Origin of the sequence: Sulfitobacter sp. SK011 (assembly GCF_003352065.1) — a bacterium.
Taxonomy (GTDB): Bacteria; Pseudomonadota; Alphaproteobacteria; order Rhodobacterales; family Rhodobacteraceae; genus Sulfitobacter.
The window spans coordinates 1,440,845-1,455,819 of the sequence record NZ_CP025803.1 but is presented as its reverse complement, the minus strand read 5'-3'; the positions used below and the strand labels follow the sequence as shown (position 1 = coordinate 1,455,819).

The 14,975-nt window shown below is 58.0% G+C and carries 13 protein-coding genes; 7 read left to right on the top strand and 6 right to left on the bottom strand.

Translation table 11 applies throughout. From position 1 onward, the window contains the following. The first annotated feature begins 10 nt into the window (after positions 1 to 10). Positions 11 to 1,924, top strand: coding sequence for a cation:proton antiporter (locus C1J02_RS07175; protein WP_114877963.1), 1,914 nt, complete (start codon positions 11 to 13; stop codon positions 1,922 to 1,924). Between the two features lie 36 nt (positions 1,925 to 1,960). On the opposite strand, the gene cobT is transcribed toward C1J02_RS07175, so the two are convergent. Further along, positions 1,961 to 2,974: a nicotinate-nucleotide--dimethylbenzimidazole phosphoribosyltransferase gene (cobT, locus tag C1J02_RS07170; RefSeq protein ID WP_114877962.1), complete on the bottom strand. Its 1,014-nt coding sequence runs from the start codon at positions 2,972 to 2,974 to the stop codon at positions 1,961 to 1,963. 82 nt (positions 2,975 to 3,056) lie between these two features. Here cobT and cobS point away from each other — a divergent pair, with 82 nt between their 5' ends. After that, positions 3,057 to 3,860, top strand: a complete 804-nt coding sequence (gene cobS / locus C1J02_RS07165; protein ID WP_254693231.1) for an adenosylcobinamide-GDP ribazoletransferase — start codon at positions 3,057 to 3,059, stop codon at positions 3,858 to 3,860. A 54-nt stretch (positions 3,861 to 3,914) separates the two neighbouring features. On the opposite strand, the gene C1J02_RS07160 is transcribed toward cobS, so the two are convergent. The 5 genes from C1J02_RS07160 to C1J02_RS07140 all read right to left on the bottom strand — a co-directional run bounded on the left by C1J02_RS07160 (position 3,915) and on the right by C1J02_RS07140 (position 9,088). Further along, on the bottom strand, positions 3,915 to 4,427 hold the full coding sequence (locus C1J02_RS07160) for a CarD family transcriptional regulator (RefSeq protein ID WP_114877961.1): 513 nt from the start codon (positions 4,425 to 4,427) through the stop codon (positions 3,915 to 3,917). A gap of 325 nt (positions 4,428 to 4,752) precedes the next feature. Next, positions 4,753 to 5,088 carry a ferredoxin FdxA gene (gene fdxA / locus C1J02_RS07155; protein WP_114877960.1) on the bottom strand — a complete coding sequence of 112 codons (336 nt, stop codon included), beginning with the start codon at positions 5,086 to 5,088 and terminating at the stop codon, positions 4,753 to 4,755. Positions 5,089 to 5,140: 52 nt separating this feature from the next. Further along, positions 5,141 to 5,527, bottom strand: a complete 387-nt coding sequence (locus tag C1J02_RS07150) for an RNA-binding S4 domain-containing protein (RefSeq protein ID WP_114877959.1) — start codon at positions 5,525 to 5,527, stop codon at positions 5,141 to 5,143. Continuing rightward, positions 5,528 to 8,431, bottom strand: coding sequence for a helicase-related protein (locus C1J02_RS07145; protein ID WP_114877958.1), 2,904 nt, complete (start codon positions 8,429 to 8,431; stop codon positions 5,528 to 5,530). A 21-nt stretch (positions 8,432 to 8,452) separates the two neighbouring features. Beyond that, positions 8,453 to 9,088 carry a tetratricopeptide repeat protein gene (locus C1J02_RS07140; RefSeq protein WP_254693230.1) on the bottom strand — a complete coding sequence of 212 codons (636 nt, stop codon included), beginning with the start codon at positions 9,086 to 9,088 and terminating at the stop codon, positions 8,453 to 8,455. Between the two features lie 20 nt (positions 9,089 to 9,108). Here C1J02_RS07140 and C1J02_RS07135 point away from each other — a divergent pair, with 20 nt between their 5' ends. The 5 genes from C1J02_RS07135 to C1J02_RS07115 all read left to right on the top strand — a co-directional run bounded on the left by C1J02_RS07135 (position 9,109) and on the right by C1J02_RS07115 (position 14,919). Further along, positions 9,109 to 9,399 carry an SCP2 sterol-binding domain-containing protein gene (locus tag C1J02_RS07135; RefSeq protein WP_114877957.1) on the top strand — a complete coding sequence of 97 codons (291 nt, stop codon included), beginning with the start codon at positions 9,109 to 9,111 and terminating at the stop codon, positions 9,397 to 9,399. After that, on the top strand, positions 9,399 to 10,346 hold the full coding sequence (locus tag C1J02_RS07130) for an alpha/beta fold hydrolase (protein ID WP_114877956.1): 948 nt from the start codon (positions 9,399 to 9,401) through the stop codon (positions 10,344 to 10,346). Before C1J02_RS07135 ends, C1J02_RS07130 begins: the two co-directional genes overlap by 1 nt. Before the next feature lie 80 nt (positions 10,347 to 10,426). Next, entirely contained in the window at positions 10,427 to 11,440 is a 1,014-nt protein-coding gene (locus C1J02_RS07125; protein WP_114877955.1) for a ligase-associated DNA damage response exonuclease, read from the top strand. Next, positions 11,437 to 13,035: an ATP-dependent DNA ligase gene (locus tag C1J02_RS07120; protein WP_114877954.1), complete on the top strand. Its 1,599-nt coding sequence runs from the start codon at positions 11,437 to 11,439 to the stop codon at positions 13,033 to 13,035. Before C1J02_RS07125 ends, C1J02_RS07120 begins: the two co-directional genes overlap by 4 nt. A 63-nt stretch (positions 13,036 to 13,098) precedes the next feature. Then, positions 13,099 to 14,919, top strand: a complete 1,821-nt coding sequence (locus tag C1J02_RS07115; protein ID WP_114877953.1) for a M3 family oligoendopeptidase — start codon at positions 13,099 to 13,101, stop codon at positions 14,917 to 14,919. Positions 14,920 to 14,975 lie beyond the last annotated feature (56 nt).

Below are 14,975 nucleotides of genomic sequence, written 5' to 3'. Positions count from 1 at the left end.
AAGGACCGACATGGAAGGTTTCCTGTTTCAAGCCTCAATCTATCTCGCTGCTGCTGTGATCGCGGTGCCGATTGCCGCACGGTTGGGGCTGGGATCAGTGCTGGGGTATCTCGCAGCGGGCATCCTGATCGGTCCGGTGTTCCATCTGGTGGGGTCTGAAACCAAGGATTTGCAGCATTTCGCCGAGTTTGGCGTGGTGATGATGCTGTTTCTCATCGGGCTTGAGCTGGAACCCCGCGCGCTATGGGACATGCGACACAGGTTGCTGGGGCTGGGCGGATTGCAGGTTGTCCTCTCAACTGCCGCACTGATGGCCATTGCGATGGCTTATGGACAGCCATGGGGCGTGTCACTGGCCATTGGCCTGACGCTTTCGCTGTCTTCAACGGCGATTGTGCTGCAGACTCTGTCTGAAAAAGGGCTGATGCAAACCAGCGGCGGGCGATCGGTGTTTTCTGTCCTGCTCACCCAGGATATCGCGGTCATTCCGATATTGGCGTTCCTGCCCTTGCTCGCCGTCACCCTGCCCACCGGCATGTTGCCCGACGGTTCCATCTCGCTTGATCCAGATCAGGTAGAAGCCGCGCATAAAGCAGAGGAAGCGGGCCATGGATCAGAAGCAGCACATGCAGCGCTAAATCTGGTTGAGGGGTTGCCTGCATGGGGTGTCACCCTTGTCACAATTGGCGCAATTGCCTCCATCATCATCGTGGGCGTGTTCTTCACGCGGCCTGTCTTCCGGTTTATTCATTCCGCCCACCTGCGCGAGATGTACACCGCCCTCGCGCTGCTGATTGTTGTCAGCATTTCATTTCTGATGATGATGGTCGGCCTATCACCTGCGCTTGGCGCATTCCTTGCTGGCGTGGTTCTGGCCAGTTCTGAGTTTCGTCACGAGCTTGAAACTGACCTTGAACCGTTCAAGGGCCTGCTTTTGGGACTGTTCTTTATCACCGTGGGCGCAGGCATCAACTTTGAACTGCTGTTTGGAGATCCGCTTGTCATTCTGGGCATGGCGCTTTTGGTGATTATCGTAAAAGGGGTGATCCTGTTCGGTATCGGCCGTGTGTTCAAGTTGCGCGGGCGGGATCAATGGCTGTTCGCGTTGGGTCTGGCGCAGGCGGGTGAATTTGGTTTCGTGCTGGTCAGCTTTTCGGTCGCAACCGGGGTCATGCCGAACGGCGTTGCAGAGACCCTTTTGCTGGTGATTGCACTGTCGATGTTGATCACGCCGCTGTTGTTCATCCTCTACGATGTGATCAGCAAGCGGATGGAAGAAGGCGGGACCATTACGCCGGATGAGATCGACGAAGAGGGTCCTGTGATCATCGCGGGCATTGGCCGGTTTGGTCAGATCGTCAACCGTCTGGTTCAGGCGAGCGGGTTTCAGACCGTTGTGCTTGATCACAACCCTCACACCATTGCCGTGATGCGGCGGTTTGGATTCAAGGCATTTCTCGGTGATCCCACGCGCCCCGACATCCTGCGCAAGGCGGGGATCAAGGACGCCAAGGTGCTGGTCGTGACGCTGGACGATCAAAAGGCCGCGCTGCAATTGATTGCGTATGCCCGCAAACTGCGGCCCGACATCCACATCGTTACCCGTGCACATGACCGCACGGACGTTTATCGCCAGTATCAGGCCGGGGCCAATGACATCGTGCGCGAGATGTTTGACAGCTCGTTGCGTGCCGGGCGGTATGTGCTGGAAAAGATGGGATTGTCTGAATATGAGGCCGCCGAAGCGCAGCGGATGTTCTATTCCCATGACCGCGCATCGGTGCGTGAATTGGCAGACCTCTGGCGGCCTGATGTGGCCCCCGGTGACAACAAAGCTTATGTGGAACGGGCCAAAGAACTCCAAAAGGACCTTGAAACGGCGTTCCTTAACAGGATCGAAGAAGAGGAACGCAAGCAGGCTTGACGGCAGGTGGGCGCACAGCCCACCACCGCTGAGACTTTATGCGTCGCTGACACCTGCCTGAGCAAAGGTTGCCATGCCCGCGTGACATGCCAGCGCTGATTTGAGAATACCAATGGCCAGCGCGCCCCCCGATCCCTCGCCCAGCCGCAGGCCCAGTTGCAGCAAAGGTTCCTTGCCCAGCGCTCGGAGCAATTCCACATGTGCTGTTTCTGCACTTTGATGTCCGGCAACGGTATGATCCAGCGCACCGTCTTGGGTCTTGGCCAGACACAGGGCCGCCGCTGAGCAGATGAACCCGTCAAGGATGACAGGCATGCGCAGGTCTCGCGCACGTGCAATTGCGCCTGCCATGCCAGCCAGTTCACGACCGCCCAAGCGGCCCAGCATGTCCAAGCCATCGCCTTGCCCTGCATGCCGCGCAACGCCTTCGGCGACAACTTGGGTCTTCACGCCGAGCCCCGCGTCATCGACACCGGTGCCACGCCCGGTCCAATCCGCCGCATCCCCCCCCAGCAAAGCGCAGGCCAATGCCGCCGCAGAAGTGGTGTTGGCAATGCCCATTTCACCGACGACCAACAGATCGGCCGACCGGTCAACCGCATTCCAGCCCGCCTGCAAGGCAAGCACCAGATCAGCCTCTGACATCGCCGGGCGAACGGTGAAATCATCTGTCGGTCTGTCCAGATCAAGGGCGACCACATCCAAGGTCGCGCCATTGGCGCGCGCAATTTGATTGATCGCCGCACCGCCATGCTGAAAATTCAACACCATTTGCGCAGTGACCTCTGCCGGAAACGCCGACACGCCGCGTGCTGCAACACCGTGGTTGCCAGCAAATACAATCACCTGAGGGGCACCGATTTCCGCCCGCTCTCCACCGCGCCACCCGCGATACCACAATGCCAGATCCTCCAACCGGCCCAACGCGCCGGGGGGTTTGGTCAATTGAACATTGTGATCTGCGGCGGCGGCCTGAGCGGTGGTATCAATCCCTTTTTGTGCGGCCAAAATCGCACGGAACTCAGAAAGATTGCTAAAGGCTTGCTTCATTGGATGCTCATACTTGCGGATTGCGGTTGGGTCTTGTCTAGCCTTAGCTTGGCACATGAGGAAGGTCTGAAAGGGCAATTTGATGAACGTAACCGACATGCGCAAAATACGCGCCACGCTGCACCTGCGCGACCTGACCACAGCGTTCATGCTGTTGACCCGCTTGCCCTTGCCTGCGGCACCTCATGCCCCCAGTACAGGCCGCGCCGCCGCGCACGCCGCCTGGGCCTATCCGCTGGTTGGTCTGGGCGTTGGACTGATCGCCGCCGCGGTCGCCTGGGTGATGCAGTCACTGGGTGTGGTCAGCCCGATCACCGCGCTTTTTGTGGTTCTGTCGTCGATTGTCGTCACCGGGGCCATGCACGAGGATGGGCTGGCCGATTGTGCCGATGGGTTTTGGGGCGGCTGGGACATGGCCAAACGTCTGAGCATCATGAGAGACAGCCAAATAGGCACGTACGGCGTCATCGCTTTGGTGATGTCATTGTTGCTGCGCTGGTATGTGATCACGCAGATGATCGAAAAGGACGTGCTGATGGGTGCGGTGCTTACCGCCGCGGTCATGTCGCGGGGCGCGATGGTCTGGGTGATGTACCGCCTGCCCCATGCGCGCAAAGACGGCTTGGCACAGCAAACCGGCAGACCAATGGGACAGACGGCCATGATCGCAGTTGGGTTTGCAGCACTGGCCGCAGTTCTTGCACCGGAAGTCTCAACGTTCTGGCTGATCGTTGTTGCGGTCCTGTCAACGCTCGGTGTCGCAACGCTCGCGCGTCGCAAGATCGGCGGACAGACAGGCGATGTGCTGGGGGCGACGCAGCAAATCGTTGAGTTGGGTATTCTCATTGCCTTTGACACAATGGTCTATGACTGGACACCCGATTAAAACGCAAAACACCGCACCAAAGGGCGCGGTGTTCTGTTCATTTTCAATCAGCGTTTAGGCCGCGACGCGGCTTTCCAGCACATCACCAACCTGCTTGGCCGCAGCAAGCTCATCGCCACCGCCAACAGCCGCCACTTCACGGGTCAGACGCTCAAGTGCTGCTTCATAAAGCTGACGCTCGGAATAGCTTTGCTCGCGCTGATCGTCGGTCCGGTGCAGGTCGCGCACAACCTCGGCAATGGCAATCAGATCGCCAGAGTTGATCTTTTGCTCATATTCCTGCGCGCGGCGTGACCACATGGCGCGCTTGACCTTGGCCTTGCCCTTAAGCGTCTTCATGGCGTGGTTGATCACGTCTGGCGAGCTGAGCGCGCGCATGCCGATTTCTGTCGCCTTGTGGGTGGGCACCCGCAGGGTCATCTTGTCTTTTTCAAATGAGACCACGAACAGCTCAAGCGTGATGCCCGCGACTTCCTGCTCCTCAACGGAAACGATCTGGCCCACACCATGTGCAGGGTAGACAACGAATTCGTTGGGACGGAAATCAAGCTTTTTCGATTTAGACATATTAGGTCGCTCCTTTGGGGCACTGGGTCGGCCCGCCGTAAATTGGGTGCTGTTACAGGCACAAAAACCACCAACGGGCCGGGGCCAAAGCGGCCCATGTCCGGGGTGTGTGGTTATCTGGATTTATGGGTCAACCATTGCAGTCAGGTTGATGCGTTTCACGTCAGTTGGTTGATCCGATTGTTTCAGCTTCCAAGCAATATACCACAGAATCACCCGTTCCGAAAGCTGCCCCCGCGCCAGCGACCGCAAAAATCTAAAAATTCATAGGTTTAGCGGCTGTTCTTCGACCATACGTCCATGTACGGACGCGAATCATTGGCAATTATCCGCCTTCGCCCGGTGCCTCCGAGAAAAGCTCCATCTTGCCAGGCTTGCCATCCATCTCTTCGGCATTTGGCAATTGATCTTTCTTGGTGATGATCACCGGCCAAAGTTCAGAATACTTGCGGTTAAATTCGACCCATTTTTCCATGTCCGGCTCAGTATCAGGGCGGATCGCATCGGCGGGACATTCGGGCTCGCACACCCCACAGTCGATGCATTCGTCGGGATGAATGACAAGCATGTTTTCGCCTTCGTAGAAGCAATCCACCGGACATACCTCGACGCAGTCGGTGTATTTGCAGGCGATACAGGCGTCATTCACGATATAGGTCATGCGGTCATCTTTGTCTGGTCAATGTGCGGTCTAGCTAATTCAGGGGGCAGGATCATTCAAGGTGGCGCGCCTTAGAAAGATCAAGTCGCCGTCGGTCGCGCTTGGTTGGACGTCCCTTTCCCTCAAATGCGGGATTTTCGGACGGCTTGTCCTCTGACTGGGGTTTTGGCGGGGATAAATCGGTGTAAAGCGCTTGCGCCTCGGGCGCGGGGCCGCGCCGCTGGCCCACCGCGTCGATCTGGATCACGCGAATATGATCACCGATGGCAAAGGTAAGCACATCCCCCGCCGCGACGGTGCTGGCCCGTTTCGTGGTTCTTTCGCTGTTGATCCGAATGTCGCCCGCCTGAACCCGCGCGGCGGCCAGTGACCGCGTCTTGAAAAACCGCGCGTGCCACAACCATTTGTCGACGCGCAGTTTTGTCGTGTTTTCCGCCAATTACTTGTTGTCCTTCAGCCCCATCAGCGCAGCGGCAAAGGGGTTGTCGGGGTCAATCGGCTTTTCGTGGCGCTTTGGCTTGGCGCTAAAGGTCTTGGCCTTGTCGCCTTTATCCCCGCGTGCGGCACCCTTGCGGCCTTTGCCTTGCGGTTTGCCTTTGCCCTGCGGACGATCCCCGCCACGGCGCTGGTTCTGGTTGGCACGCGGCGCGCGGCCCCATGTGAAGGTGTAGAACACTTCCATTTCTGCGCCCGCAATCTCGGCATCAGGCGCTGTGCCTTGCGGGTTCTCGTTTTCAGCCACATCGGGAATGTTGTCATCCAACTCCTGTGTCCGGGCCGCTTCCTCAATGATCGGTGCTATGCCTTCGTCGATGATGGCGGCCACCTCTGCGGGCGTATCTGCAGGCTCAGGGGGCTTGGGTGCTTCAGTGATTGCGCCCTCGGCAGCCTCAGCCGCAACATCCATCACCGGCGTGTCTGCGGGCACATCTTTTGCGGCTTGCGGCATCACTTCGGTCACCGTCTTGACCTTGGCGCGTTCGCCTTTTTCGGCCTTATAGCCCAAACCGGTCATCAGTTCGGAAAACTGTTCCAATGTCATGCCGGTGATCGACAACATATCCGGCTTTGCCTCAAACCCGCCGCGCGAATCCTCGGCGCGCAGCATGTCGGCAAGACGTTCCAGCATGTCGATGCGGATCGCACGTGACCCGGCGTTTCGGTAGCCGGACATCGTATCGGCACCTTCGGGTGCGCCCGCATCCACGGGAATGGTCACCAAGCCGGGGGGCGGCGATTCAGGAAATTCAGACAGGCCTTTGGTCAGCGACCATAGAACCAACCGCAGGCGTGTCGGGGCTGGTTTCAGCAGCAGCGGCATAAAGATCGTGAACTGACCAAAGCGCACGCCATGTTTGCGCAATGCGCCACGGGCATCCTGATCGAGCGCTTTCACCTCATCCGCGACCTTGGCCCGCGGCAGCAGGCCAAAATTCTCAACCAACTGAAAGGCGAAACCACGTGCCAGACCGTTCAGGGTTTCATCTTTGCTCAGGGCCAGCAGTGGTTCAAACTGAGCGGCCACCTTGCGGTCGATGAAATGCTGCAAGCGGCGTTGCACTTTTTGCGCAACCTCTGGACCCGCAACATCATCCACAAACACTTCGACAGAAGGCTTCAAAGGATCAGACCCGGCGACCAGTTTGCCAACCGCTGATGATCCCCACATCAATCCACCCTGTTCGGTGAAATCAATCTCGGTATCCGGGGCGTTATAGAACCGGTCGGCACGCAGATGGAACTGCGGAGCCAGCGCTTGCAGTGCAGCAGACTTGATCGTCTTTTCCTCAGCACCGCCTGCGCCCTTGTCGGCGCGGAAACGGAAACCGTCCAGCTTGCCTACAAATTCGCCTTCAACAGTTACTTCACCGGTCTCATTAACTTCGGCCACCATGGCTTCCTTCTGTCCTAGCCGGCGCAAAAGCACGGATGTGCGCCGATCTACAAATCTTTGGGTCAGACGTTCGTGCAATGCGTCTGACAAGCGGTCTTCTACGACACGACTGGCCTCGCGCCAATGGCTTTCGTCGCGAGTCCAGCCTTTGCGCTGTGCGACATAGGTCCATGTGCGGATAAACGCCAATCGTTTAGACAACGCATCAATGTCGCCATCGGTTCGATCAATTCTTTTTATTTGTCGTGCCAGCCAGTCTTCGGATATCTCGCCGCGCTGGTGCAGATCGGTGAAAATCGTCTCAAGCAGACCTGCATGTTCAGCGTGGCTGATCCCACGAAAATCGGGGATACGGCACACATCCCAAAGCAATCTGACAGATGGGCCGTCGGTGGCGCGGGCAAAGACCTCATCAATTTGGGCCAGTGTTTTCAGCGCCCGCAGGTCATCTGCCTCGCGCGCGCGGATCAGGCGTTCGTTGTCGGACGGTGCCTCAAGCGTGGCAATCAACCAGTCCACAGACCCGAATTGCAATGCGTGATTGCGCCAGTTGATTTTGTTTTGCGGGGTGAAATTGTGATCTGTGATCGCCTTTGCCACCTGATCGTCCAGGGGCCGCGCATCGCCGGTGACGCCAAAGGTGCCGGATTTGAACCCGCGCCCTGCCCGCCCTGCAATCTGGGCCAGTTCATTTGGGGCCAGGGGCCGCATCCGGCGGCCGTCAAACTTGCTGAGCGCAGAAAATGCCACGTGGTCCACATCAAGGTTCAGCCCCATCCCGATCGCATCTGTGGCCACCAGATAATCCACGTCGCCATTTTGATACATCTCGACCTGCGCATTGCGGGTGCGCGGGGACAGCGCGCCCATCACAACCGCGGCACCCCCCTTTTGGCGGCGGATAAGTTCGGCAATCGCATAGACGTTCTCGACCGAAAACCCCACGATGGCCGAGCGCGGTTTCATCCGGCTGGTCTTTTTTTGCCCAGTGTAGGTAAGCTCTGACATCCGTTCGCGGCGCATAAACTGTGCCTTTGGCACCAGCGAAGCAATGGTGCCACGCATCGTATCTGACCCCAAAAACAAGGTTTCATGCAACCCGCGTGCGCGCAGCAATCTGTCGGTGAACACATGACCCCGTTCGGGATCTGCGCAAAGCTGGATCTCGTCGATGGCCACCAGATCAGCGCCCATACCCTCTGGCATCGCCTCAACGGTGCACACCCAATATTGCGTGCGCGGCGGCACGATGCGTTCTTCGCCGGTGACCAATGCCACCACGGAAGGGCCACGCAAGGCAACAATCCTGTCATAGACTTCGCGCGCCAACAGCCGCAGCGGCAGGCCAATCACACCTGTGCGGTGGGCCAGCATGCGTTCAATCGCATAGGTGGTTTTGCCAGTATTGGTCGGGCCTAAAACGGCCACAACCCGCGCATCATTCACCACTTACACTATCCTTGGTATTTTTTACAGTTCGCGACCAATGCCGTCGCGTTTCAAACCACCCAGCGCCGATTTGGCGTCTTCATGGTTTGGATGGATGGCCAGGACCCTGCGATACAAATCAGCGGCGCGGCGCAGATCGCCAAATTCCTGCACCATGATCGCAAACCCAAAGATCGCGTTATAATTGTCAGGGTTCAGCGCCAATGTGGTTTCCAGGTCGTCCAAGGCCGGACCATAAAGATTGGCCCGGAAATAGGCCTGCGCGCGCATGTGATACCCTTCGGCAAAATCCGGCGCGTGATCCGTGAGCGCGGTGAAATGATCTATCGCAAGCGGCACGTCACCCTTTTCCAGGGCGTCGCGCCCGCGCTTGAGCAACAGATCCATCGCCGGTGACCCGGAGCGTGACCAGATTGTCTCAACCTCGTGCTCGACGCGGGGTGCATCAATCGCAGAAGCACTGCGCAAGCGCTCAAGCAATTCCGGCGGTGCGGTTTCGGCCCGTACCGATGCAGGGGACACGCCCAAAACAAGGCCAGACAGCAACAGAGATGATCCAATTGCCGTAAGGTGACGTTTGAGGTTGACGGTTTTGATGCGCATAACAACAGTGAATGTAACAGGCTGCCGCCGCATTTCCAGACGTGTTGCAGCCATTTTGCCAAAAAGGGCGTAAGATGAGCGATATTGTGAACGAAGCAGTTGTTGTGTTGAACGAAAAACTGGCTGGCGCGGACATTGGCGGCACAGCCAAATTTGACATCGAAGGCGAAGGGACCGTGATGATGGACGCATCCGGTGCCCGCGCAGCAGACGAAGATGCGGACGTGACCCTGAGCGCGGATGCCGACACGTTCCAGTCAATCCTGGAGGGTGACACCAATCCAACATCCGCTTTCATGACAGGCAAGCTCAAGGTTGATGGTGACATGGGAATGGCAATGAAGCTGGCTGCTGCCCTTTCCTGATGGCTTTGACGCCCGCCCCCTTCTTTACAGATGTACATCCCGGCCCTGCGGGCGGGATGGCCCACTGGGTTGACACATCTGACAACAAAAGGATCAGGGTGGGCCATTGGCCTCTTGAGGGCGCAAAGGGAACAGTGCTGCTGTTTCCCGGGCGCACGGAATACATTGAAAAATATGGGCTGGCGGCGACAGATCTGGCCGCGCGGGGGCTGGGCACCATCGCCATCGACTGGCGGGGTCAGGGTCTGGCCGACAGGCTGCTTGATGATCCTCGGATCGGACATGTAGACGCGTTTTCTGACTATCAAAAAGACGTGGCGGCGATGCTGCGTGCAGCGCGCGAGCTTGGCCTGCCCCGGCCGTTTTTCCTGCTGGCGCATTCCATGGGCGGCTGCATCGGGCTGAGGGCCGTGATGGAAGGGTTGCCGGTTCAGGCGGCGGCATTTACCGGACCGATGTGGGGCATCCGTATCGCGCCACATCTGCGGTTGATGGCGTCTGTGCTGTCTCATACCATGCCGCGGTTTGGTCGTGGGCATTTGATGCCGCCCGGCTCCAAGCCTGAACCCTATGTGCTGGCCGAACCGTTCGAAGACAACATGCTGACAACGGATGCGCAAATGTACGATATGATGCGCGATCAACTTGCTGCGCACCCGGAACTGTCACTGGGCGGCCCCAGCTTTGTCTGGCTGCGCGAGGCGCTGGCCGAAACCACCCATCTGGCCCAGCGTGCGGCACCCAACCTGCCTTGTGTGACATGGCTGGGCAGCAACGAACGCATCGTGGACTTGCCCCGCATACATGCCCGCATGGACAGCTGGAAAGGCGGGCGGCTGGAAATCGTCGAGGGCGGCGAACACGAAGTGTTGATGGAGACCGAGACCCTGCGCACGCCGGTCTTTGACGGCTTGGAAAAGCTCTTTTTCGGGACGGTTTCGGCCTAATTGCCGGCCACAACCCCCAAGCTGATCTGCCCATTTAAAAAACGCTGTGCAATCGGCGTTGGCACCCTACATTAGCGTTCATGTCGCGCCCACCCGTTCTCACTTTCACCGACAAAGGCATCTATTGCCCGGCTGGTGATTTTTACATTGACCCTTGGCGGCCCGTTAATCGCGCGCTGATCACCCATGGGCATGCCGACCACGCCCGCCCCGGCATGGGAACGTATTTGGCCACACATCTGGCCCTGCCCGTGATCCGGCACCGTCTGGGCGACATCGACGCAGATGGCATCCGGTACGGCGAGAAACGCACCATTGGCAGCGCGCAGGTTTCGTTTCACCCCGCAGGTCATGTGCCGGGGTCGGCGCAGATCAGGGTTGAGGTCGCTGGTGAGGTTTGGGTCGCATCCGGTGATTACAAGGTTGTTGATGATGGGCTCTCTGACCCGTTTGAACCCGTCAAATGCCACCATTTTATTACCGAAAGCACCTTTGGCCTGCCAGTGTTTCGCTGGCCCGATCAGGCAGAGGTCGCAGCAGAGCTGAACGCATGGTGGCGCGGCTGCGCGGCAACGGGAAAAACTGCGTTTCTGGGGGCCTACTCGCTGGGCAAGGCGCAAAGGCTGATGGCGCTGCTTGACCCGGATATCGGGCCGATCCTGACCCATACCGCGGTTGAGAACACAAATGTTGTGCTGCGCGGTCAGGGCATTCCCTTGGCCGATACGGTGCATGTGACGCCGGACCTCAACCCCAAGGATTATCCCGGCGCTCTGGTGCTGTCGCCGCCCTCAGCGCAAGGAAGCGCATGGGCCCGACGTTTTGGGCCTCAAGAGACCGCTTTTGCTTCAGGCTGGATGGCGCTGCGCGGAATCAGACGCAGGCGTGCGGGCGACCGTGGGTTTGTGATATCCGATCACGCCGATTGGGCAGGGTTGCTTTGGGCGATCAGCGAAACTGAGGCTGAAAATATATATGTGACACATGGTTACACTGATATCTTCATGCGATACTTGAACGACAATGGCTGGAACGCCGAGGTTGTTCCGACCCAATTCAACAGCGACATGACAGAGACGGAGGATGGCGGATGAGGCACTTTGCCACCCTCTTTGCCGCCATCGACCAAAGCACTAAGACCACCGTCAAGGTGGCTGCTTTGGCGGAGTATTTCGCCAAAGCCGATGACATGGACCGGCTGTGGACGATTGCGCTGTTTTCCGGACGCAGACCCAAACGCGCCGTCACCACAACCCGCCTGCGTGAATGGGCCGCCGAGGCGTCGGGCATTCCGCTTTGGCTTTTTGAAGAAAGCTATGCCATCGTCGGGGATCTGGCCGAAACCATCGCGCTTGTTTTGCCACCAAGCCCTTCTACCGAAGATCAAACATTAACACATTGGATCAATGCACTGCGCGATCTTGCTAACGTAGATGAACCCGCGCGAAAGGCCTTTGTACTGGAGGCATGGCAAAGCTTGGGCGGGGCCGAACGGTTCTTGTTTAACAAGCTGATTACCGGCGGGTTTCGCGTTGGCGTCAGTCAAAAGCTGATGACCCGTGCGCTCGCCCGTGCGACAGGCAAGCCCGAGGCCGAATTGGCACACCGGCTGATGGGCAACTGGCATCCGGATGACGTGACATGGCATGAATTGATCGAGGCTGACGACGCCAGCGCCGATGCCTCGCGCCCCTATCCTTTTTATCTGGCCTACGGGCTGGAAGACGGGCCAGAGGCGTTGGGTCTTCCGGCCGATTGGCGTGCGGAATGGAAATGGGATGGCATTCGCGGCCAGTTGATCCTGCGTGACAGTGAATATTTCGTCTGGTCACGGGGTGAGGAATTGATGACCGACCGCTTCCCCGAACTTGCCCGTGCTATCGACCATCTGCCCCCCGGCACGGTGTTGGACGGCGAATTTCTGGTTTGGCACCCAGAAGCGGATAAACCGTCTTCTTTCAATGCATTGCAATCCCGAATTGGTCGAAAAAATGTTCCCAAGAAGTTGCTTGTGGACGCCCCTGTGGTGCTGCACGCCTACGACCTGCTGGAATGGGAAGGCCGCGATATTCGCGACCTGCCATTTGCCGAACGCCGCGCTTTGCTTGAGGTCGCCTGCGCCGATTTGCCCCGTGACACGCCCATCAGACTGTCCCCTCAGCACAGTTTTGCGCAGTGGTCCGAGCTTGCCGATCTGCGCGACACTGCCCGCGATGCACATGCCGAGGGTCTGATGCTAAAACGGGCCGAAAGCCCTTATCTGGCGGGTCGGAAAAAGGGTGATTGGTGGAAATGGAAGTTGGATCCGCTCACCATCGACGCGGTCATGATCTATGCGCAGTCAGGCTCTGGCCGGCGGGCGAACCTTTTTACGGATTTCACCTTTGCGGTCTGGAGTGGCAACGACCTGGTGCCCTTTACCAAGGCCTATTCCGGGCTGACCGATGCTGAATTTCGACAAATCACTGCCTGGGTCCGCAAGAACACGCTTGAACGGTTTGGCCCGGTACGCAAAGTGACACCGCATCATGTGTTTGAAATTGCCTTCGAAGGCATTCAGGCCAGCCCGCGCCACAAATCCGGCATTGCATTAAGATTCCCGCGTATGTTGCGCTGGCGGCAGGATAAACCGCTGCAAGAGGCAAATACGTTGGATGATCTGAACGAAATGCTGCGCATCTATGGATGAGTGCCGCTTGTCCCCGCCTGCACCCGCGCTTAGGTTGGGCAAAACACTGTTATGAGGTCATCGATGTTTCAACTTCCCTTCCCCATTCGTGATGCAAATGCCAATGGTGGCGACAAATCCCTCGGCAACCTGCCGGAATGGGACCTGAGCGATCTCTACTCTGGCGAAGACGCAACCGAATTGAAGCGTGATCTTGATTGGCTGGAACAGGCCTGCGCCAGCTTTGCCAGCGACTTTGAGGGCAATTTGGCGGGTCTGGATGCGGCTGGGCTGCTCGATTGTGTGCTGCGCAACGAAAAGATCAATCAAATCGCCGGGCGCATCATGTCATTTGCCGGGCTGCGGTATTATCAGCTGACCACCGATGCGGGTCGGGCCAAGTTTATGTCTGATTGCCAAGAAAAGATTACCAATTTCACCACTCCTCTGGTGTTTTTCACATTGGAATTGAACCGCCTTGAGGATGATCATCTGGACGGCCTGTTCGAACAAAGCGCTGAACTTGCCCGCTATAAACCCGTGTTTGACCGCATCCGTGCGATGAAACCCTATCAGTTGTCGGATGAGTTGGAAAAATTCCTGCATGATCTGGGTGTCGTTGGCGATGCCTGGGAGCGTATGTTCGATGAAACCATCGCGGGCCTCGAATTTGAGGTGAACGGTGATCAATTGGGCATCGAGGGCACGCTGAACCTCTTGACCGATCCGAAGCGGGATAACCGCGAGGCCGCGGCGCGCGAATTGGCCGAGGTTTTTGGCAGCAATATCAAGACCTTTGCCCGCGTTCATAACACGCAAGCCAAGGAAAAAGAGATCCTGGATCGCTGGCGCGGCATGGAAACGGCCCAAACTGGCCGCCACCTGAGCAATCAGGTCGAGCCGGAAGTCGTCGAAGCGCTGCGCAATGCGGTGGTCAACGCCTACCCCAAGCTGAGCCATCGGTATTACGAGCTAAAGCGCAAGTGGCTGGGCCTTGATGTGATGCAGGTCTGGGACCGCAATGCGCCTCTGCCGATGGAAGACCCAACAATCGTTGACTGGGAGCGCGCAGAGAAGACTGTGATGGATGCCTACACCGCGTTTGACCCCCGCATGGGCGAGCTGGCCGAGCCGTTTTTCCGTAAAGGCTGGATTGATGCGGCCGTGAAACCGGGCAAGGCACCGGGGGCCTTTGCGCATCCCACGGTCACCAATGTACACCCGTATGTTATGCTGAACTATCTGGGAAAACCCCGTGATGTCATGACCTTGGCCCACGAACTTGGCCACGGCGTGCATCAGGTGCTGGCTGCAGGGCAAGGTGAAATGTTGTCGTCGACCCCGCTGACCCTGGCAGAAACGGCATCTGTATTCGGTGAAATGCTGACCTTCCGCAAGATGCTGGATGGTGCCAAATCACCGGCCGAGCGCAAGGTGATGCTGGCGGGCAAGGTTGAGGATATGATCAACACCGTCGTGCGTCAGATCGCGTTTTATGATTTCGAATGCAAACTGCACGATGCGCGCCGTGGGGGCGAATTGACCCCCGATGACATCAACGCGCTGTGGATGTCGGTGCAGGCTGAATCGCTGGGACCCGCCTTTGAATTTATGGACGGCTACGAGACCTTCTGGGCCTACATCCCGCATTTCGTGCATTCGCCGTTCTATGTCTATGCCTACGCGTTTGGCGATGGCCTCGTGAACGCGCTTTATGCGGTTTACGCGGAAGGCGAAGAGGGTTTTGAGGACAAATATTTCGACATGCTCAAGGCTGGAGGGTCAAAGCACCACAAGGAATTGCTGGCCCCGTTTGGCCTGGATGCCAGTGATCCGGCGTTCTGGGACAAGGGGTTGAGCATGATTTCAGGTTTCATTGATGAATTGGAAGCGATGGAGGACTAGGTCAGGAACGACAGCAATGCGGAACGGTGTGTCCTTTCGCGCATCCTGCTTTTCGG